General features: G+C 40.1%; 21 protein-coding genes. 10 read left to right on the top strand and 11 right to left on the bottom strand.

The window, feature by feature from the left end; translation table 11 throughout:
• Positions 1-129: 129 nt before the first annotated feature.
• A complete protein-coding gene (ilvC, locus tag AADY36_RS05535) occupies positions 130-1,602 on the bottom strand; it encodes a ketol-acid reductoisomerase (RefSeq protein WP_055020946.1) in 1,473 nt (490 codons plus the stop codon).
• A gap of 146 nt (positions 1,603-1,748) precedes the next feature.
• Here ilvC and ilvY point away from each other — a divergent pair, with 146 nt between their 5' ends.
• The 6 genes from ilvY to AADY36_RS05565 all read left to right on the top strand — a co-directional run bounded on the left by ilvY (position 1,749) and on the right by AADY36_RS05565 (position 7,257).
• Positions 1,749-2,651, top strand: coding sequence for an HTH-type transcriptional activator IlvY (gene ilvY, locus AADY36_RS05540; RefSeq protein ID WP_055197018.1), 903 nt, complete (start codon positions 1,749-1,751; stop codon positions 2,649-2,651).
• Between the two features lie 278 nt (positions 2,652-2,929).
• Positions 2,930-3,907 (top strand): GGDEF domain-containing protein, encoded by a 978-nt coding sequence (locus AADY36_RS05545; RefSeq protein ID WP_239963975.1) that lies wholly within the window; start codon positions 2,930-2,932, stop codon positions 3,905-3,907.
• Positions 3,908-4,023: 116 nt separating this feature from the next.
• Positions 4,024-4,908, top strand: a complete 885-nt coding sequence (locus tag AADY36_RS05550) for a MipA/OmpV family protein (RefSeq protein WP_342408634.1) — start codon at positions 4,024-4,026, stop codon at positions 4,906-4,908.
• 1 nt (position 4,909) lies between these two features.
• Positions 4,910-5,296: a DUF3019 domain-containing protein gene (locus AADY36_RS05555; protein WP_054561875.1), complete on the top strand. Its 387-nt coding sequence runs from the start codon at positions 4,910-4,912 to the stop codon at positions 5,294-5,296.
• A 14-nt stretch (positions 5,297-5,310) separates the two neighbouring features.
• A complete protein-coding gene (locus tag AADY36_RS05560; RefSeq protein WP_054562019.1) occupies positions 5,311-6,003 on the top strand; it encodes a response regulator in 693 nt (230 codons plus the stop codon).
• A gap of 6 nt (positions 6,004-6,009) precedes the next feature.
• Positions 6,010-7,257 (top strand): ATP-binding protein, encoded by a 1,248-nt coding sequence (locus AADY36_RS05565; protein WP_342408635.1) that lies wholly within the window; start codon positions 6,010-6,012, stop codon positions 7,255-7,257.
• Between the two features lie 112 nt (positions 7,258-7,369).
• Here the strand turns inward: AADY36_RS05565 and AADY36_RS05570 are convergent, their stop codons facing one another.
• The 3 genes from AADY36_RS05570 to AADY36_RS05580 form a co-directional block, all read right to left on the bottom strand.
• Positions 7,370-7,585, bottom strand: a complete 216-nt coding sequence (locus tag AADY36_RS05570; protein ID WP_054561873.1) for a DUF3820 family protein — start codon at positions 7,583-7,585, stop codon at positions 7,370-7,372.
• 133 nt (positions 7,586-7,718) lie between these two features.
• Positions 7,719-8,000, bottom strand: coding sequence for a hypothetical protein (locus tag AADY36_RS05575; RefSeq protein ID WP_054561872.1), 282 nt, complete (start codon positions 7,998-8,000; stop codon positions 7,719-7,721).
• A 285-nt stretch (positions 8,001-8,285) separates the two neighbouring features.
• A complete protein-coding gene (locus AADY36_RS05580) occupies positions 8,286-9,857 on the bottom strand; it encodes a cation:proton antiporter family protein (protein WP_054561871.1) in 1,572 nt (523 codons plus the stop codon).
• A gap of 221 nt (positions 9,858-10,078) precedes the next feature.
• Here AADY36_RS05580 and AADY36_RS05585 point away from each other — a divergent pair, with 221 nt between their 5' ends.
• Positions 10,079-10,822 (top strand): sporulation protein, encoded by a 744-nt coding sequence (locus AADY36_RS05585; protein ID WP_054561870.1) that lies wholly within the window; start codon positions 10,079-10,081, stop codon positions 10,820-10,822.
• A 69-nt stretch (positions 10,823-10,891) separates the two neighbouring features.
• Positions 10,892-11,329 carry a GNAT family N-acetyltransferase gene (locus AADY36_RS05590; RefSeq protein WP_054561869.1) on the top strand — a complete coding sequence of 146 codons (438 nt, stop codon included), beginning with the start codon at positions 10,892-10,894 and terminating at the stop codon, positions 11,327-11,329.
• 31 nt (positions 11,330-11,360) lie between these two features.
• Here the strand turns inward: AADY36_RS05590 and AADY36_RS05595 are convergent, their stop codons facing one another.
• The 6 genes from AADY36_RS05595 to AADY36_RS05620 form a co-directional block, all read right to left on the bottom strand.
• A complete protein-coding gene (locus tag AADY36_RS05595) occupies positions 11,361-12,713 on the bottom strand; it encodes a sodium-dependent transporter (RefSeq protein ID WP_055197004.1) in 1,353 nt (450 codons plus the stop codon).
• A 173-nt stretch (positions 12,714-12,886) separates the two neighbouring features.
• Complete coding sequence (locus tag AADY36_RS05600) at positions 12,887-14,176, bottom strand: ATP-binding protein (protein ID WP_239963978.1); 1,290 nt, start codon at positions 14,174-14,176, stop codon at positions 12,887-12,889.
• Positions 14,177-14,188: 12 nt separating this feature from the next.
• Positions 14,189-14,896 carry a response regulator transcription factor gene (locus AADY36_RS05605; RefSeq protein ID WP_054561866.1) on the bottom strand — a complete coding sequence of 236 codons (708 nt, stop codon included), beginning with the start codon at positions 14,894-14,896 and terminating at the stop codon, positions 14,189-14,191.
• A 13-nt stretch (positions 14,897-14,909) separates the two neighbouring features.
• Positions 14,910-15,311 carry a DUF3019 domain-containing protein gene (locus AADY36_RS05610; protein ID WP_054561865.1) on the bottom strand — a complete coding sequence of 134 codons (402 nt, stop codon included), beginning with the start codon at positions 15,309-15,311 and terminating at the stop codon, positions 14,910-14,912.
• Complete coding sequence (locus tag AADY36_RS05615) at positions 15,301-16,140, bottom strand: MipA/OmpV family protein (protein ID WP_054561864.1); 840 nt, start codon at positions 16,138-16,140, stop codon at positions 15,301-15,303. The genes AADY36_RS05610 and AADY36_RS05615 overlap by 11 nt, the downstream gene beginning before the upstream one ends.
• A gap of 166 nt (positions 16,141-16,306) precedes the next feature.
• Entirely contained in the window at positions 16,307-17,113 is an 807-nt protein-coding gene (locus tag AADY36_RS05620; protein WP_054561863.1) for a hypothetical protein, read from the bottom strand.
• Between the two features lie 115 nt (positions 17,114-17,228).
• Here AADY36_RS05620 and AADY36_RS05625 point away from each other — a divergent pair, with 115 nt between their 5' ends.
• The gene (locus tag AADY36_RS05625) at positions 17,229-18,377 is read left to right on the top strand and encodes a serine hydrolase domain-containing protein (RefSeq protein WP_239963980.1); all 1,149 of its coding nucleotides are present in this window, start codon (positions 17,229-17,231) and stop codon (positions 18,375-18,377) included.
• Positions 18,378-18,482: 105 nt separating this feature from the next.
• Here the strand turns inward: AADY36_RS05625 and yhbY are convergent, their stop codons facing one another.
• The gene (gene yhbY, locus AADY36_RS05630; RefSeq protein WP_054562018.1) at positions 18,483-18,779 is read right to left on the bottom strand and encodes a ribosome assembly RNA-binding protein YhbY; all 297 of its coding nucleotides are present in this window, start codon (positions 18,777-18,779) and stop codon (positions 18,483-18,485) included.
• An 89-nt stretch (positions 18,780-18,868) separates the two neighbouring features.
• Between yhbY and rlmE the strand changes: the two genes are divergently transcribed.
• The gene (gene rlmE / locus AADY36_RS05635; protein ID WP_054551703.1) at positions 18,869-19,498 is read left to right on the top strand and encodes a 23S rRNA (uridine(2552)-2'-O)-methyltransferase RlmE; all 630 of its coding nucleotides are present in this window, start codon (positions 18,869-18,871) and stop codon (positions 19,496-19,498) included.
• The last annotated feature ends 12 nt before the right edge of the window (positions 19,499-19,510 follow it).

Here is a 19,510-nt window from a genome sequence, read left to right on the forward strand (position 1 = left end):
TACAACATTTAAGTCAGTAATTTTAGCATACACTTTACAGATGACGAATCAATGTAGGGACAAAAAAAAAGCCCAAAGCATATAAGCAATTGGGCTTGGTTTCTAACAAGCGAAACTTACTTTCCAGGGTTAAACAATTTTCTTCATTGCTGACATGTAACCACGTAGCTTGCTACCAATGATTTCAACCGGGTGCTCGCGTAGTGCTTTATTCACGGCAATCAAGGTTTGGTTATCAACTTGGTTGCTTGCACTATCAAGACCTTTACCAATCACATCTGTATCGATGCCTTTCATAAAGTCTTGTAGCAGCGGTAAACACGCGTGGTTGTATAAGTAACAGCCATACTCTGCAGTATCTGAAATAGTTCGGTTCATTTCGAAAAGCTTCTTACGAGCAATGGTGTTTGCGATAAGCGGCGTTTCGTGTAGTGATTCATAGTAAGCAGATTCAGCGATGATACCTGCGGCAGTCATGGTTTCGAAAGCAAGCTCAACACCTGCTTTAACCATGGCAACCATTAAAATACCTTGATCGAAGAATGCTTGCTCGCTGATCTCTTGGTCGGTATTTTGTTGCTTTTCGAATGCAGTTTCGGCAGTTTCTGCGCGCCATGCTAGTAATTTTGCGTCATCTTCAGCCCAGTCAGCCATCATACCGCGAGAGAATTCGCCGCTGATGATATCGTCCATATGCTTGTTATAAAGTGGACGCATAATTGTTTTAAGTTCTTCACTTAATTCAAATGCTTTCACTTTTGCTGGGTTTGATAAGCGGTCAAGCATGTTAGTTACGCCACCATACTTAAGTGCTTCAGTGATCACTTCCCAACCGTATTGGATTAGTTTTGATGCGTAACTTGCATCAATGCCTTTTTCGACCATTTTATCGAAGCAAAGTAGTGAGCCTGTTTGTAACATGCCACATAGAATCGTTTGCTCACCCATTAAGTCAGATTTAACTTCTGCAATGAATGATGATTTTAATACACCCGCACGATGACCGCCGGTACCTGCTGCATACGCTTTAGCTTGTGCTAAACCATGGCCTTGAGGGTCGTTTTCTGGGTGAACCGCAATTAATGTTGGTACACCAAAGCCACGTTTGTACTCTTCACGTACTTCTGAACCAGGGCACTTAGGTGCAACCATGATTACTGTTAAGTCTTCACGGATTTGCATGCCTTCTTCAACAATGTTGAAGCCGTGTGAATAAGCAAGTGTTGCACCTTGTTTCATTAACGGCATGATGGCAGTTACAACAGCCGTATGTTGTTTATCAGGCGTTAGGTTTAATACTACATCTGCTGTTGGGATAAGCTCTTCATAAGTGCCTACAGTAAAACCATTTTCAGATGCGTTTAAGAAAGATTGACGACGCTCAGCAATAGCTGACTCACGAAGAGTATAAGAAACATCTAAACCTGAATCACGTAAATTTAAACCTTGGTTAAGGCCTTGTGCGCCACAACCGACAATAACGAGTTTTTTCCCTTTTAAAGCGTCTACACCATCAGCAAACTCTGCTGGGTCCATAAATTCACACTGCGCTAATTGCGCTAACTGCTCTCTTAAAGGAAGAGTATTAAAATAATTCGCCATTGTTAGTGTCCTATAAATACAATTTTGTTAGAAAATCAAAGAACCGACGTGGTGTTCTTTGTATGTATTAACACTATGCAATTTTTTACCTTGCGTAAAATGATATATTTGAATTAAAGTATTTCATAAAATGAAATGGTGGCGATATGGATCACAAACATCTTAATTACTTTTTGGCGTTAGCTAAGACGCTGCACTTTGCTAGGGCCAGTGAGCTTTGTCATATCAGTGCGCCAACATTGAGCCGCAACATCAAGCAACTTGAAGAAGAAGTTGGGGTAGTGCTGTTTAATCGGGATAATCGCACCGTCAAATTAACTCGCGAGGGTGAGTCATTTATTGAGTACGCTAATGCGACGCTGGCTAACTGGCACCGTTTTAAGGCTAACGTACAAGAGCCGCAACAGCATGTTTATGGCAATGTCAGTATTTATTGCTCAGTAACAGCCTCTTATAGTTTTTTACACCAAATACTTGAGCAACTGCGAATGCAGCATCCATATATTGAAATTACCCTCAATACCGGTGATCCTGCTCTTGCAATAAATCGTGTTTTAGATGGCCATGAAGATATGGCAATTGCTGCAAAACCCTTAAAGTTACCAGGGCAAATAGCCTTTACCAGCGTTGGTTACTCACCATTAGTATTGATAGCACCAAAAATAGTGTGCCCGATCAGCGAAAAGCTAACTGCCAGTGAACAAATTGATTGGTCAGATTTAGAATTTATTGTTGCTGAGCAGGGGTTATCAAGGCAACGTCTTGAGCAGTGGTGGCGTAAAAAGAATATTCATGGCCGTATATATGCGCAGGTTGCAGGTCATGAAGCTATGGTTTCTATGGTGAGCTTAGGCTTAGGTATTGCCATGGTGCCAAAAATTGTACTGGATAACAGCCCGCTCAAAGATAAAGTACAAATAGTGAGTGATGCAGAGCAGACTATTGCAGGATTTGAAATTGGTCTAGCTGTTTTAAATAAAGAGCGCCATGATCCGGCACTCAACGCAATTTGGAGTATTGCTCAATCGCTTACTCAGCAAGCAATCTAGCTTAAGATCTAGTCAATAACACTTTATTGTTAAATATATTATGTTGATACAAATGGCTTAATTTAAATTAATCATTTAGTATTGGTTTTTGTAAAAAATATTCGTGGTTTTTGCTGGTTTTACGTTTGTAAAATCCTTTTTCATTGATTTTTTTAATGGGGTTGATACCGTATTTTAAAATAATAAAACTTTCATGGCCTTGACTCATGATACTTTCAGCGCAAGCCGAACACTCTTTAAGCTACTCGAGCCACTGTCTGAAGCTCGCAATTCCTCTAATGGTTAAGTACAAAATGCCAATTACTCCGCTTAATTATGCGCTTTGGTATTGTTATGTTAGCGAAAAGAACCAAGACTTAAACGAAGAGCTTGATAGTATTATTAAAAAGCACAATACCTGTAGCCATGAGCAGGCAAAGCACCTTTTCAACAAGTATTTATCTCGGGACGACTTGGCACTATTTTATCAGCTATCTGGCGGCTTTAATGATGTTGTTGGTAAAGTGCATCAAGATATCAATGAGGCACTTAGTTACTCAGCTGAATTCAACCAAGCTTTGCAAGAATGCCGTGACACACTAACTAGTGCAGATATAAGTCAGGAAAGGGGCTTTGATGATGTACTTGATTGTGTCGAGCGCTTAAGTGACGAGTCGGCAGCTTTGCAAAGTCGTGCACAAGATTTTCAAAATCAGCTTGCGCTGGCATACTCAGAAATTACAGAATTAAAACAAGAGCTTGTCAGGTCTAGAAGTAAAGCCGAAAAAGACCCGCTTACAGGGCTTTATAACCGCGGTAAGTTTGATGAAGATATCACGCGGTTTTGTCAAACCAATGACTTAGCTGAAGTCACTGTTCTTACTATGGTTGATATCGATCACTTTAAACAATTTAACGACACTTTTGGTCATCAAAAAGGAGACCAAGTTTTGCGTGCAGTTTCAGCAAAACTACTTAAACATGTATCTAGTGTTGGTCAGGCCTATCGTTATGGTGGTGAAGAGTTTTGTTTCACCGCACAGTTTGCAAGTATCAGTGACATGACTAATTTTACTCAGCAGCTGCGTCATGCTGTCGCTAAATTACAGATTAAAGAGCCTAAATCTAATAAGGTGTTAAGCCAAGTCACTGCTAGCTTTGGTATTGCTATAAAAGCTAAAAATAGTAATCCAGAACAACTCATAGCAAAAGCCGATAAAGCACTCTATTTAGCCAAAGAGCATGGCCGAAATCGTATCGAAATCGTCGAAGAGTAACAAACTTAACCGATATATGTATCAAATTTGTGAATAGTTGTAACCTTGCAACGACAGTTTGTTCACATCTTGATATTATGCTCTTATTGCAAAACCCCTTTGGTCGTAAAATAACAATGAAATCTCAAACGATCAGGATGTGCGCAGCGGTTTATGTCTTGATAGGCATTCTAGTAAGTCAAGCAAGCGCCGATGACTCAACGCGCACTGAACGTGAAAGCCGTGTGGCAAATCAACAGATCGATACCCAGCAGTGGCACCTAAGTATTAATACGGGAGCTGGGGTGATCACGAACCCTCTTCATGGTGGTGATAACTTACCATTAATTGTGCTGCCTGAAATCGCTTTTTATGGTGAAAAATGGTTCTTTGATAATGGCCGTTTAGGTTATTCATTCCAAGAAAGCGATACTCATGTTGTTAATTTCGTAACCGAGTTCAACCCTGAGACTCGCTTCTTTATAGATTTTCACCCTAGCAATGTTTTCGCACTGCAAACATCGAATAGCTTTATTGTTGAATCGACCACCAGTAATGAACTGGCAGAAAAGTCAGTATCAACAAGCGATATCAAAAAGAGACGATGGGCATTAGATGCTGGCTTAAGCTATCACTATATTCATAATAATCATGTGATTTCTTTACAGGCACTAGCCGATGTTTCGGGCGTTTATAAAGGCCTTCGTAGTGCTTTACAATGGCAATCACATCACCGAATAGGAAACTTATCTGTCGCACCTAGCTTAGGGGTTTGGTACAAATCAGCCAGACTAAATGATTATTTTTATGGTTTATCGGCTAAAGAGTCCTCATATGGGGAAATAGATGTTGGCAGTAGTTGGCAACCTTATGCTAAAATCGACGCCCGTTGGCCCCTGAGTGAGGCTAACTCTCTTCGTTTTCATTTAGCATATTATGACTACTCAGCCGTGGATGACAGTCCGCTTTTTGAACACACGTACTCGATGACTGCATTTATAGGATTCAATCATATTTTTTAATATGAAGTATTTTGTTTTTAGTCTGTGTGTGTTTGTTGCTGTTATTTGGGTTACCCCAAGCCATGCGCAAGCGACTCAGTTTGATATCACGCCAAAAGTGTGTGTTGTATTACAACAGCACGAATTTTGTGATCTTGAGTTAAAAATCAGCTGGCAAACACAGCTGCCTCAAGATCTGTGTTTGTTTCAAAATAACCAACAAATTCAATGCTGGAACGACAGCAAAAAAGGGCTTTACAGCCATAAAGCGCGGGTTCAGGTTGAAACAATATACTCCTTAGTCAATCCGCACACGGGGAGCAAAATTGCGACCGCAAAAGTCGAAGTGCAAAGCACCGAAGCAAAAACAACGAGGCGTAGATTACGCTCACCGTGGAGCTTTTTTTAATTCAGGAGCAACCAATGGCAAAGATTTTACTTGTTGAAGATGATCTCGGCTTACAGCAGTTAACACGTGATTACCTTCAACATAATGGGTTGGATGTTGCGGTCCTTGAACGCGGCGACGAAGTATTTGAATACCTTGAAAACAACCCAGTTGATTTAATGATTTTAGATGTCATGTTACCGGGTAAAGATGGCTTTAGCGTTTGCCGTCAGGTACGTGATAAATTTAGCTTACCTATCTTAATGCTGACAGCTAAAGGTGAAGACTTTGACCAAGTGATTGGCCTTGAACTTGGCGCAGATGATTATGTAATTAAGCCTGCAGAACCTCGTGTATTGTTAGCACGTATCAATGCATTGTTACGTCGCGGTCAAGCTACAAACAAAGCGCCAGAAGAGCTTAGCTTTGGCGATTTAACCATTGATAAAACTAGCCGCATTGTTACACTTAAAGGCAGTGAAATTACACTGACTTCTCATGAATTTGAGCTGCTTTGGTTGCTTGCGTCAAATGCTGGTGAAGTGTTAAGTCGTGAGCATGTTCATCAACACATGATTGGTCGTCAATATGATGGTTTAGACCGAACCGTTGACGTACGTGTATCGCGTATCCGTAAGAAATTAGGTGATAACAGTGATAAACCATACCGAATTAAAACAGTTTGGGGACAGGGTTACCTTTTTGTATCTGACGCATGGGATATGTAATTTTTAATGGGGAAACTATTTGCTAGCTTATATCTTTATATAATAGTTTCTCTGTTTCTAGTTAGTGGGGTCATAGAGCAGTTATGGCCCTACGAAGAAACGCAACAGCAAATAGCCCTAGACCAAGAATTTGGTAAATCTCTGTGGTTCTTAAGCCAAACTGAAAATGGCTTAGCGACACTCCAACAAGAATTCGAAAGCGAGATAATTAATCTTACCGATCTAGCACTTCCTGAAGACCTAAAAACACAGCTCAACAATGACCATTACCTGTATTTGTTCAATCAAGAACAAAAAGTGGTTTGGTACATAGCTCTTAATGACACTCAGCTTTTACATGTAGGCCCACTTTCAGTTGAAAATCCAAACTTTAGCTCCGTTTGGCCATACTTTTTATTATTAACTGTGATTGGCCTACCAATTGGACTCTGGAGCCTATTGCTATGGCGTGACTTTAATAAATTGACGCTTGCCTGTGAAGCTGTAGGAGGATCGCAAGACTTTGAGCTTCAGGATGCCTCTAAATCATTTTTTCTGCCGATTACTGATACCCTAAACGCGATGCAAGAACGTATTCAGTATCTACTGGCTGCGCAGCAAGAGCTGACTTCTTCCGTTTCTCATGAGTTTAGAACACCCCTTGCGCGTTTAAAGTTTGCTGTTGCCATGCTCGAAGAGCAAATCGAGAATGAAAAGTCGTATGCATACATTGATAACATGCAGGCTGATATTGCAGAGCTTGAAGCACTGGTGTCAGAAATGCTTGAATACGCACGACTTGATTCACACCAACCAAGCTTAAAGCCCCGTTCCTGTGACCTAACAGCGCTTATCAATAGTGTGGTGAATAAACTTGAGTTTGCTACTGATATAGAGGTTGCAGTGAGTGCACCTAAGCAGCTTTACTACGAGTGTGACGAGCATTTTATGGCGCGTTGTATTCAAAACCTATTAGGCAATGCACAAAAATACGCCAATCATAAAATTCATGTAAGTCTTGAAGATTTAGGGGATTCGATACAAATAAGTGTTGAAGACGACGGCCCAGGGATCGCTAAATCTGAGTGGCAAAGTATTTTTAAGCCATTCACTCGTTTAGATAAAAGTCGTGATAAGAAAACCGGTGGTTTTGGGTTAGGTCTGGCGATTGTTGCTAAAATTGTTAGTTGGCATCAAGGGCAGTCTGAGGTGTGTGACTCACCATTAGGTGGAGCTAAATTTACTATTCATTTGTTTAAAAGTAACTCGCTTTAAATTGCAGGCATAAAAAAAGCGCCTAGGGCGCTTTTTAAAGATTAAAACCAAAAATAAACAAGTAGCAAAGTAATAGACCGCACTTAAAAATAAAAGTTCGAAAAAATTTTAATTATTTTTCATCTAATAATGGCATTAGCATTTTTTCAAGGCCATTGAGCTTCACTTCATACATCATTGCCAGCTGTGCGCCTAACTGGGAATCAGGAAATCCTTGCTGTTTAAACCAGACTAAATAAGGCTCTGGCAGCAACAATAAAGGGCGACCAGCATACTTTCCAAATGGCATCTTAGTATTTATGGCGCGTTTGAGTTGAGCTGAATCCATCTTTATCTCAAAGAAATTTTAAAGCTAGATGATACGGTAAAAAGGAGAGAGAAAATAGGCTGTGACGGGCAAGAAACAGCCTATTTAGTGAGGGATGTAGGCCCTCAGAATAACAACCACTAATTACGGCGTATTAGTGTAGTTGGTGACGACGCTTTTTCGTAAAGCCAAGTTTATTTAGCTTAACGACAATAGCTGGGTCGTCGATTCGTTCTGGTGTTTCACCATCACGAAGAAAATGATCGCTTGGTACTTGATATACATCGAGCATCTTGTTGAATAGCACTGTTCTAATATCCATTGCAGTCATGCCATTGTTTTGTAACTCATCAAGTTGCTGCTGAATATCTGAAAGTTTCCCAGCACGTGCATCATCCGTGTTTGCTAAAAATTCGTTGGTAAACTTATTTTTCATTTAAACAACCTCAATCCATCTAACAGTGCTGAATTAAAAACAGCGGTAATACACAACACTGTTAAACTTTTTTGTGTTAAAAATAGATACTTAGCTAAGCATCTTGAAATTAATTCTACTCTTTTTTTTAGCCTGATTGCTAATCTGGATGTAAAGCTTTGTAAATAAGCTTGACCCAATAGAGGGACTGATTTGATATGTCGTGAAAACTAGTTAGCCAACTAACTGAATACAGTGAAAATAATTCTCAGTACCATGAAAAGGTACCGAGAATTATTTTTTACATTAAGAGAAAAGTTTTTGTTTTACATGCTCTGCGAAGCCGCTACCAGCTTCTAAATAGAAGTTATAAGTAGAATCGACACCCATATCCTCTAGTTCTTTTTGCTGATCTGGATAGTTTGCAATCGCTGTAACTTGACCTTCATAACCAGAAGCACGCAGTTGCTCTAAGGCAAAAATATTTTGCATGTGTTTTGGCATTGCAAGCATCACCATACCTACATGTGAGTGGTTTACCCGCTGCCAAAAGTCAGGGTCAGTGGCATCAGCAAGTAACACTCTGCGGCCTCGTTTAATATGCTTATCAACAACATCCGGCTTAATATCGATACCAGCGACAAGGTTAGGGTGAGTTTGGCTGATTGTTTCATAGGCACCTGTACCAATTCGACCCATACCAAAGATCACGATTTTAGTGTCATTTAGATTAACTGGCAGCTCTTCTGCAAGACGGCTGTTACTTTCAAATTTAAGCAACCAATGTTCAATTTTTACATACACTTCATTCGAGCGTTTATTTAAAGGTGATGCGAGTATAAAGGTGATTGACACAGCGATAGCCATGACAGCTAGCCATTCAGACGTGATTAGATTGCTGGTGGCTGCAACGGCGCAGACAATCAAACCAAATTCACTGTAGTTAGCTAAGCTAAACGCGCTTAATAGTGAAGTACGAGCACGTAATTTGAAAGCGTTTGTCAGCACATAATAAAGTGCAACTTTTACAGGCAAAACCAAAATAATAATGAGTGCAACAATTACAGCATGGCTAGTCAGCTCTGCATTCAAACCAATATTTAAGAAAAAGCCAACCAGTAACACGTCTTTTAAATTAAGAAGTGATTTTGATAATTCACCGGCTTTTTTGTGCGACGCGAACATCATACCGATAATCAACGCACCTAAATCACCTTTAAGGCCTGCAAACTCGAAGGCTTGGTAACCAATAATTAGCGCAAAGAAAAAGCCAAACAGGGGCAATAACTCACCGTGTTTTGAGCGATTTAATACCCAAAACATCACAGGGCGTAAAATAGGTAAACCAACCAATAATGCCAAAGCCCAAATGTTAGGGGCTTTACCAGTGCTGATGGCTAAGAATATAACGGCAAAGATATCTTGCATAACTAAGATACCAATGGCGATTTTACCATGGAGGCTTGCCATTTCACCGCGTTCTTCAAGCACTTTTACGGCAAATACGGTGCTCGAGAAGCTAAAGGCAAAACCGACTAACAATGCACTTTGCCAACTAAGTTCGTTAAATAAAGGCAGTGCAAGGGCTCCTAGCAACAACATAAAACCACTAAAGAGCGTACTGCTTAAAACAATATGCATTGAGGCGGGCGCCCAAACTTGTGGTTTCATTAAGTTTGATACTTTGAGCTTAAGACCAATGCTAAACAATAACAAAGTAACTCCCAAGCTTGCCAACGTATTAAGCAGCTCGGTTGTCTTATATCCATATAGGTTAAGTGCAAAACCCGCTAATAAAAAGCCGATAAGAGGAGGCAGCTTTAGCTGGTAAACAGCAAAGCCACAAACGAACGCGGTAGCAAAGTAGATTAGTTCCATAGTTTTTCTTTTGACTTCATTTGCTAGAAGTGTAGCGAAATATTTGTTGTTGGAAAACAATATCAGACAGTGAGAGTTCAAAAAATAAGCACTTATACATGATTTATTGATTAATCCACCAAAAGCATCATTTTTTCGCTGACATTAGCTTTTAATTGTGGTTAAGATGCATTAACAAAGGAATTTAAGCCATAGGTTATAAGCTGGCTTAAGGAGAAAAGATGTTTAAGAAAATCCTTGCATCAGTAGGTATTGGTGCAGCAAAAGTTGACACTGTACTTGAGACAGAGCATTTACAACCGGGTCAAAAATTTAATGCCGTTATTGTTATTAAAGGCGGCGATGTTGATCAAGACATATCGGGTTTAGACTTAGCACTGATGACACGTGTTAAAGTCGAAGGTGAAGATGGTGAGTACTTTACAAACCATGTAATTGAAAAGTGGCGAATTACAGATATCGGCACGATTGCAGCAGGTGCAGAAAAACATATTCCATTTGAAGCGCGACTGCATTCAGAAACACCGATCACCGAAATTAACGCTGGTTATAACCAATCACATGTGTGGCTTGAAACAGGCCTAGATATTGATTTAGCACTTGATCCAACTGATCGTGATGCACTTCACATTTATCCTAATGATGCCGTAAGCACGTTAATGGAAGCGATGGATAGGCTTGGTTTTAGCCTAGTGAAAGCGGATGTTGAAAAAGGCTTCTTAAGAGCACCTACATTCCAATCACATTCGGGATGTTATCAAGAGCTAGAGTATCGCCCAAATAGCCGAAGCCTATTTGGTCTACAAGAGATAGAGTTGTCGTTTGTGCCTGAAGCGCACAAAACTCATGTACTGATTGAACTTGACCGTGCCTTTAGAGGGGATGGTTATGTCGATTTAACTATAGAGCATGATCATGTAAACCTATCGCAGTTGTGTGATCAGCTAGAACGATTATTTGCTTAAAGATTAACGACTAAATAGCTAGTTAAAACCCAGCTACGGCTGGGTTTTTTGTCTTCATAAAGGAGCGTTATGTTTACTGTTAAAAGTTATAGCGAACTCAGTAAAGATGAGTTATTTGCCATTTTACGGGCGCGGGTAGATGTATTTGTGGTAGAGCAAACTTGCCCTTACCCAGAAATTGACGAAGTGGATAACAATGAACTGACCCAGCACGTGTTCTTATTTAAAGGTCAGCAAGTGGCAGCCTATGCACGATGCTATAAAAAGAGTGAGCAATTTAGCGCATTTGGTCGTGTGCTGGTAGCAAAGCAATTTCGTGGTGAAGGTTTGGCGAGTAAGTTGGTGCAAACTGCGATAGACACATGTAAAGAGCATTGGCCTGACAAAGCGATTATGATTGGTGCTCAGTGTTATTTAACAGGGTTTTATCAGCAATTTGGTTTTGAAAATGTGGGCGATGATTACCTAGAAGATGGCATTCCACATCAAGATATGTGTTTGAAGTAGCCTAAATGGCCACTTCAAACATAAACATTTGTTAGCTTAACAGAGAGTTGGCAAATACCAGTGATATGGCTAGTGGGCAAATAAACTTGATATACCATGGCCATACTTTCCAGAAGAAGCTATTGGCAGCTTCAGGGCATCCTTGTTGAATTTCTTTTAGCAGTGACGCGCGATGCCAAATCCAACCGACAAAAATACAACACATTAAGCCTAGAATTGGTTGACCAATCTTAGTGGTTAAGGTGATCACAAAGCCAAACAAGGTGCCTAAGTTAAAGACAATTGTAAAACTAATGAGCGCAATAATACCGCCAATGATCCATGTTGCTTGCACACGCTTTAACGCAAAGCGTTCAACAGCATAGGAAACTGGTGCTTCTAGCATCGAAATCGATGAGGTTAACGCTGCAATACTCATTAACGCGAAAAAAGCAAAGCCAACAAAAATACCCACATCACCCATGCTAGTGAAAAGTGCCGGAAGAACTTGGAATACTAAGGTATCTTCAGAAAGTAGTGCACCCTCGGCTGAAAAAATTTGTACGCCTTGTGCCTGTGCTACATACATTGCAGGAATAATGAGTAAACCGGCTACAAAGGCAATGAACACATCGATTAAAGTCACATAAGCGCCTAACGATACTAAGTTCTCTTTCTTGCTGATGTATGAGCCATAGATGATCATTACGCTGGTACCAAGCGATAATGAGAAAAATGCTTGTCCTAACGCATTCACTAATAACTCAGGGTTTAAAATCGATGAAAAGTCTGGCACTAAATACGCTTTTAAGCCTTCCATTGCGCCATCTTGAGTCATTACATAGATAATTAGCATAAATAAAATGCCTAACAGGGCAGGCATTAAGCGCTTAGACCATTTTTCAATGCCGTTTTCGACGCCTTTAGAGATAATCGCAACAGTTAAAATAATAAATGCGGCAGTGAATAAAAGGTTTCTTGATAGTGACTGCTCACTAAGCCAAGTGCCAGCTTGCTCTTGCCCCGCTAATTGCGCAACGGGTTCGAGTGTCGCACTCAGCATCCAGCCTGCGACGATAGCATAGAAGCTTAAAATTAAACCCGCACAAATAATACCGCCAAAACCTACCATGAAGGCAAACTTCTTTTGCCATGCTTGATTTGTTACTTTTCGAAGTGAAGTGACGGCATTAGCTTGACCATGACGACCAATGACTAACTCAGCCATTAAAGCAGGATAAGCAAGACAAAATGCTAACACTAAATAAGCCACTAAAAATGCGGCACCGCCATTACTTGCAGTTTGTGTAGGGAAACCCCAAATATTTCCTAAGCCAACAGCAGAGCCTGCTGCAGCCATAATAAATCCAAAGCGGGAGCTAAACTCCCCACGTGATGCGCTCATATTGTTGTTACTTCTCTATTTGTGACGGCGCTGACAATCTACTTGAATTAACGCTAAATAAAAAGGATTAATCATCCGCATTTTCGTTGTTCTTCGTTATGTGCGAGCTGTCAGCGTAGATTTCGTGCAATTGCGCATTACAATACGAAACAATTAGCACAAATGAAACATGTTTAGTGGCTTTTATTTTGAATTGAAAGAGTAAAACACGCGCCACCTAGTTGCTTACTTTTTGATACTTCGACCGTACCATGATGCCAATCAACCACTTTCGCAACGATAGCAAGGCCAAGCCCGTAGCTTTCGCCATCCCGGTTACGATGTGTTTGTTCTTGGAAAAATGGAGTAAATACTTTTTGCCAGTTTTGTTCGCTGACACCCGGACCGTCATCTTCAATTTTTATGGTGACGGATTCACTGGTACTGGTTGCACTGAGCAAAATTTCTGATTCAGCAAAGTCGCAAGCATTACTTAATAAATTAACAATGGCCCGAGCTAACCAGTGTAAATCAGCACAAATATCACCGCCTTCAACTCGGTGATTAATGCGCAAGCTTTGTTGTTCAAGCTTAGGCTCAATTTGATGAATTAAAGTAAGAATATAGGTTTCTAGATCAGAATGATTAAAGGTCAACTGATTCGCTTTTTGCTCAAGGGTTGCAAATGCCAAGTAACTTTTTAGCATTGACTCCATTTGATCTAAGTCGTTTTCCATTCGAGCAAGATACTCAAGGCGCTTTTCGTTATTAGGGCAGTCTTGCGCTGCCTCGAGACCAAACCTTAAGCAGGCGATAGGTGTGCGAATATCGTGAGATAAACTTGATGCCATTAACTTATTTTCATCAAGAAGTTTTTCAATTTGACTCGCCATACGGTTAAATGTCAGCTCAACATCTTTGATATAGGTAAAGTGAGATAAGTGAATACGGCTTTTTAAATCACCTTTAGCAAAGCGTTGTGCCGCTTCGTTTAATACCGTTAAACGCTTGGCCAGTGGCGCAATGATAAAGCCCATAAATACGCATAACCCAGCGTAGAATAACAAGGTCAGTAATACATCGTTGCCTTGCTCGTGTGTTAAGTCTTTATCTAAACGCATTTTTAAGTGGTGTGTGCCTAAAGCTGCTTCACTGTAAAGTAAATAGTATCCTTGCTGATCTTCGAGGATAAGGCCACTAGGTTGGGTTATTTGTGTTAACAATGAATGAGGTAGCGCAAGCGACTGTGTAGGGCGATACTCTAGTTGCACAGCAAAGTTTTGGTTAATATCCGCAATAGCTTGCTCACGCTCTTTAGCATCATACTTAGCGAGTTGCTTTGCAAAGCCTTTAATCATTTGTGTTTCGCTAGAAAACACATCCTGAGGTGCTTGGGTTTGTTGGCTAAAAGCATCAATTAGCCAACCCAACACGATGATTGAAAGCAGGGCACTGCCAAGGAGTGAGATATAAAACTTTTTCACAGGCGCGAGTCGTTATTGCCAAGCGGTGGCAACAAGTAAATAGCCTTTGCCCCAGATAGTTTTAATTTTTTCAGGGTGCTGAGGGTCATCATTAAATTTTTTACGTAATGATGAAATCAGCACATCCACACTTCTGTCTAAGCCATCATATTCGCGCCCTTTCGTTGCCTTAAACACTGCATCACGTGAAACCACTTGACCTGCATTACTTGCTAAATAATGCAGTAGTAGGTACTCAGCGCTTGAGATATGAACCTCATCATTATTAAAGTAAACGGTACGTGACTCAGTATTGATTGATAACTTACCCACATTAATAAGCTCAGAGCTTGTGCTTGATTCTTGTGTATCTGATTTAGAGCGAAGTGCTGCTTTTATACGTGCTAATAAAGCGCGAGGGCGAACGGGTTTCATCATGTAATCACTGGCACCAACTTCAAGGCCAATCACTTCATCCATTTCATCATCACGTGCGGTGAGCATAATAATCGGGGCCTGATAAAACTGTCTTAAATCACGGCACACACTAATACCGTCTTGACCAGGCAGCATAATATCTAACAAAACTAAGTCAGGGTTTGTTTTACGCACCTGTTCAACCACTTGGTCGCCACGTTGGCATATTGTTGTTTGATAGCCTTGTTCAATTAAATATTCCGCAACCCAATTGGCGAGAGAAATATCATCTTCTACTAATAAGATAGTTCCGTAATGTTCCATTATTTACTCCTGCTTAGAACAGTCGCCAACGACGTTTCTTCTGACGATTTTGATAGACCCACTGTAATTGTATTTCAGTACTTGCGACAACCTTACCGTTATCACTGCTTATAAGTTCAAAACCTATGGTTTCTGCTGAATCAAATTGGTATCTAAATAAGCCCTTTTGTTGCATCAACCAGCACTGAATAATGTGCTTGCTTTGCGCATTACGTAAGCAGTAATTACCAACTTGCTGCTGATGCCATGTTAAATCAACTTCAGCGTAGCAATTCCTACCTTCACGCAGCGCTACGCAAGTGTCGGGCAGGGCAACTAACGCATTTTCAATATCTTTCTTGCCTACAGATTGCTGCTCAGCGAGTAATGGCCCTGACAGTAATAAGGTAAAGCACAAGTAATACTTAGAAAACATAACGCACGCCTACCTTGGCTTTATGCTGATACTCTTGAGAAATAATAGGGCTTTGGTGAATATCGTTTGAAAACCAAGTCGATAACCAACCAGTTAAAAACACCCAATGTCTGTTAATTGGGTATTCTGCATGAAATTCAAAAATAAGGCTGTAAGAGGTATCTGGGTTATATACAGGGCGAGTTTCGAGTGCTTCAGCTTCTGAAATGCCAAAGTAGTAATTTGTAAAGTCTGCTGAGTAGGCACTTAAGCCAACGCCAGAGCGAAACTCCCAATTTCGCCAAGGAATGATCTGACTAAAAAACGAATTCATTACCCAGCCATTATGCGCACCTGATATATCATGCAGGTATTCAAATGAAATTTGCGAGTTTTCAAAGCGACGTGATAGGCGAAGACCTACATCAAAGTCGTAGTCGCGTGTTCTGATCCCTTCAAGCTCTTTAATTACTTCGTTACCATAAATATTTAAGCCTGTTTCATCAAAGCCAGATTGAATGTTGGTGCCGACAATATCTAAGCCCCATTCAAATTTATCGATAACGCTGTAACCTAATGTTAAACCGCCGCTAAGTTGGCTTTGGTCGTAATCGAGGTAAAAGCTGTCGTAAGAAACTGCGAGGTGTACGTCTGGCTCTATGCCATCATTGTAAGAGTCCATGCCTACAAGGTAAGAATCTTCAATGTAGTAACCTAAACCAATGCCCCAGTCCCATGCAAAGCCTTGGCTTGGCTCTAAAGTATTGTCTGCATAATAGCGGTTACTTGCTTGGCTTGTGGTACTAAGCAAGGTTAAACATATCAATAATAGGGCACTGTAAGCTCGCAATGTTGCTTCCTTGTCTGTGAGAAAGGGTAATAGCTTATAGTATATTGTTAAGGAGTTCCTGTAATCTGTAAAAAAATGTAGTAATAGAAATTGCAAGTGTAAGAAAGTGTTGCAAATTCAAGGAGGGAAGCTGTTTGCCTATGGGCAGACAAACAGCAAAAGTTAGTTACTGAACTTTAATTTTATCGATTAAAATGCTGCTCAGGTAGTACTGCATCATAGGTGTAAGTGCACTAATTTCTGTACGGTTACACGGGCCTTGCTCTTTTTTTAAGGCGGTCATTTGCGTGATAGTTTGATAAGCAGGAATCGTCACTTCTTGATTAATTCGCGCCATGCGAGCTTGTTCCGAGTTTTGCTCGTGCACAAAGCTCGCTACTTCAAGCTCATTCTTGATTACTTGCTGTTGTACAAAGCTATAAATTAGGGGTTCACGGTGAAAGCTTGCGCTGTCAATTGATGACTTTGCAAACCACACAACATCACCGGTTTTCTTGTGAGTTAAGCGCATGCTTACTTGACCTAAAATAGTCGCACATTGCTGAACTGGAAACTGTTTTGCAACTTCATCAAATAAAGGCAGAGGCTTTTCTGGTTTGACTAATTGATATTCTGTGTCTTCAATCAGTTCAAGGTCAAGCTGGTGAATAGATAGGGTGTAATCTGCTTGAGTGCCATCTTCTACAACCTTTAATTGTTTGGCTGTAAGTGCTTCAGTCAGTTGCGTATAAAGTGTATCTGTCACACTGGTTTTGTCGGCAACTATCACCACAGTTTGGTTTTTACTAACTGCATGTGCAGGCAACTGTACTGACTTCACTTTAGGAGCTGCATGCTCTGTTTGATACTCTACTTGAAAGCGTTGGCTTTGTAAGCTTGGTTTCTTTGGCATCGAAAGTAATGGCGCAGGTTCAGGTTTAAGGGCACAACCAGCTGAAATTAAAGTAAAAAACAAAACTACAAGTAAGCGCATAAAGATTAATCTACCCATAAATATTTAAGATTAAGCGTATTGTACGTTAGTCGAGGCAAAAGTTCATGATATTATGTTATAAGAAACTTCCTAAACAGACTTAAAAAAATAAATAATGAAGTACAGCTTAACTTTAATTCCCTTTCTTTTTTCTTTTTTACTGCTTTTTGTTAGCGGAGAAGCTGCTTCGAGTGATAAGCAATGGCAAACTTTCGTTGCTGATTATAATAAACACCTTACCCGAAAATTAAAAAGTAAAGGGATACCAGGTGGTTCATTGGCGATTGTAAATATTGGTCATGATGATTTTATTAATGGTATTGGTCGAACAAAAATAGAAAAAGGTCGTAAAGTCGATAAACATACCCGCTTTCGATTGGCATCAGTCTCTAAAACCTTTGCGGGCTCATTAACTGCTAAACTTGCAGCGCAAGGGGAGTTTAATATTGATGACCCAATAAGTAAGTTTATTCCTGCTTTTTCTAATACTGCTTACAAAGATGACTTAAAAATTTATCATATCCTTAGTCATTCTAGTGGCCTAGTACCTAATGCATACGATAACCTAATTGAGTCGCGTATGAGTTACCCAGATATTGTCGAGCGGCTATTGACTGTTGAGCCTATCTGCAAACCAAGCGAGTGCTACGGCTATCAAAATGTGATGTTTAGTTTGATTGACTCAGTGATTTATCAATCAACACAGATGGACTACTCACATTGGATTTCAGAATATATCTTTGCACCTTTAAAAATGGTGGATGCCAGTGTTGGTTTTGAGGGGATGGTTAAAGACAACAACTATGCTCACCCTCATGTACGCGGTAGAAAGCGTTGGTATACATCTCGTTTAAAGAAAAATTACTATAAAGTGCCTGCAGCTGCAGGTGTAAACGCCAGCGCAAATGACATGGCTATTTGGTTAAATGCGCAGCTAGGACAATACCCAGATGTATTACCACTCGAAGCATTGATCAAACAAACCCGTCCTTATACACATACTAAAAAAGAAACTCGTCGCCGAGTTTGGCGAAGCCATGTTAAAGATGCTTACTATGGATTGGGTTGGCGTGTTTACAACTATGATGATGAAGTACTTTATTACCACAGTGGTTGGGTTCAAGGCTATCGCAGCGATATTGTAGTATTCCCGCATCTAAACATAGGGTTTAGCTTAGTTCTCAATGCAGAAACAGGGTTAATTAATGAATTAACTACCGAGTTTATTAATCGGGTTCTTAAATACACGCGAGAGCAAAAATAGCCTAGCTAAAAAGTTTAGTTACAAATTAATGCAAAATTATTTCTGCCTACAAAAAAGCCAGCATATTTGCTGGCTTTTTCTGATTCGAAATTTCACAAGGCAGGATTAACCGCGTGGTAATTGAATCTTTTTCTCTTCGCTTTGGCGATACAATACAATTGTATGGCCAATTGTTTGTAGTTTTATTGCGCCTGTCTCGCGAACAATTGCGTCAAAAATCAATGTTTTAGTTTCACGTTCATCTGTAGGAACTTTAACTTTGATTAGTTCATGAATTTCTAGGGCGCTTTCAATTTCAACTAAAACGCCTTCGGTTAATCCGTTTGCACCAAGTAATACAACAGGTTTTAAACTGTGCGCTTGGCCTTTTAAAAACTGCTTTTGTTTGTTCGATAATTTCATCATGTTACAAATTTTGCTGAATATGGCTTGAATTAAGGGTATTCTAACGCCATCTAGAGAATATTACTAATTAGTTACGTATTAATTTTATGGCAAATAAAAAACATTCAGCCAGTTCTAAGCGTTGGCTGAAAGAACATTTCGACGATCCTTATGTTCACGAAGCGCAAAAGAAAGGTTGGCGTTCTCGTGCGGTATTCAAATTAGACGAAATTCAAAACAAAGATAAATTAATCAAACCATCGATGACGGTGGTTGATTTAGGTGCTGCGCCAGGTAGTTGGTCGCAATATTTAGCAGAAAAAGTAGGTGATAAAGGTCAAGTAATTGCTTGTGATATCTTACCTATGGATTCCTTAGCAGGTGTTGACTTCTTACAAGGCGACTTTCGTGAAGAAGCGGTACTTGATGCACTATTGACCCGTATTGATGGAAAAAATGTTGATGTAGTTTTTTCTGATATGGCACCCAATATGAGCGGCAATACATCTGTTGACCAAGCTGGTAGTATGTACTTAGTTGAGTTGGCATTAGATATGTGCCACCAAGTTTTAAAGAAAAATGGCGCATTTTGTGTCAAAGTCTTCCAAGGCGAAGGATTTGATCAATACTTGCAGGAAGTACGTAATAGCTTTAAAGCGGTTAAAATTAGAAAGCCCGATGCATCACGCGCCCGTTCTCGGGAAGTTTATATAGTGGCGACAGGCTACAAACTGTAGTACAGTTGTGCT

It is taken from the genome of Pseudoalteromonas sp. D15MCD-2, assembly GCF_038562745.1.
Lineage (GTDB): Bacteria > Pseudomonadota > Gammaproteobacteria > Enterobacterales > Alteromonadaceae > Pseudoalteromonas.

Coding starts and splice junctions, on each gene's coding strand:
- AADY36_RS05575 (WP_054561872.1), bottom strand. CDS start 8,000: ATGAAAAATAAGTTTACCAACGAATTTTTAGCAAACACGGATGATGCA.
- AADY36_RS05550 (WP_342408634.1), top strand. CDS start 4,024: ATGAAATCTCAAACGATCAGGATGTGCGCAGCGGTTTATGTCTTGATA.
- AADY36_RS05625 (WP_239963980.1), top strand. CDS start 17,229: ATGAAGTACAGCTTAACTTTAATTCCCTTTCTTTTTTCTTTTTTACTG.
- yhbY (WP_054562018.1), bottom strand. CDS start 18,779: ATGAAATTATCGAACAAACAAAAGCAGTTTTTAAAAGGCCAAGCGCAC.
- AADY36_RS05545 (WP_239963975.1), top strand. CDS start 2,930: ATGGTTAAGTACAAAATGCCAATTACTCCGCTTAATTATGCGCTTTGG.
- AADY36_RS05605 (WP_054561866.1), bottom strand. CDS start 14,896: ATGGAACATTACGGAACTATCTTATTAGTAGAAGATGATATTTCTCTC.
- AADY36_RS05565 (WP_342408635.1), top strand. CDS start 6,010: ATGGGGAAACTATTTGCTAGCTTATATCTTTATATAATAGTTTCTCTG.
- AADY36_RS05570 (WP_054561873.1), bottom strand. CDS start 7,585: ATGGATTCAGCTCAACTCAAACGCGCCATAAATACTAAGATGCCATTT.
- ilvC (WP_055020946.1), bottom strand. CDS start 1,602: ATGGCGAATTATTTTAATACTCTTCCTTTAAGAGAGCAGTTAGCGCAA.
- AADY36_RS05610 (WP_054561865.1), bottom strand. CDS start 15,311: ATGTTTTCTAAGTATTACTTGTGCTTTACCTTATTACTGTCAGGGCCA.
- AADY36_RS05560 (WP_054562019.1), top strand. CDS start 5,311: ATGGCAAAGATTTTACTTGTTGAAGATGATCTCGGCTTACAGCAGTTA.
- AADY36_RS05620 (WP_054561863.1), bottom strand. CDS start 17,113: ATGCGCTTACTTGTAGTTTTGTTTTTTACTTTAATTTCAGCTGGTTGT.
- AADY36_RS05585 (WP_054561870.1), top strand. CDS start 10,079: ATGTTTAAGAAAATCCTTGCATCAGTAGGTATTGGTGCAGCAAAAGTT.
- AADY36_RS05555 (WP_054561875.1), top strand. CDS start 4,910: ATGAAGTATTTTGTTTTTAGTCTGTGTGTGTTTGTTGCTGTTATTTGG.
- AADY36_RS05595 (WP_055197004.1), bottom strand. CDS start 12,713: ATGAGCGCATCACGTGGGGAGTTTAGCTCCCGCTTTGGATTTATTATG.
- AADY36_RS05580 (WP_054561871.1), bottom strand. CDS start 9,857: ATGGAACTAATCTACTTTGCTACCGCGTTCGTTTGTGGCTTTGCTGTT.
- rlmE (WP_054551703.1), top strand. CDS start 18,869: ATGGCAAATAAAAAACATTCAGCCAGTTCTAAGCGTTGGCTGAAAGAA.
- AADY36_RS05590 (WP_054561869.1), top strand. CDS start 10,892: ATGTTTACTGTTAAAAGTTATAGCGAACTCAGTAAAGATGAGTTATTT.
- ilvY (WP_055197018.1), top strand. CDS start 1,749: ATGGATCACAAACATCTTAATTACTTTTTGGCGTTAGCTAAGACGCTG.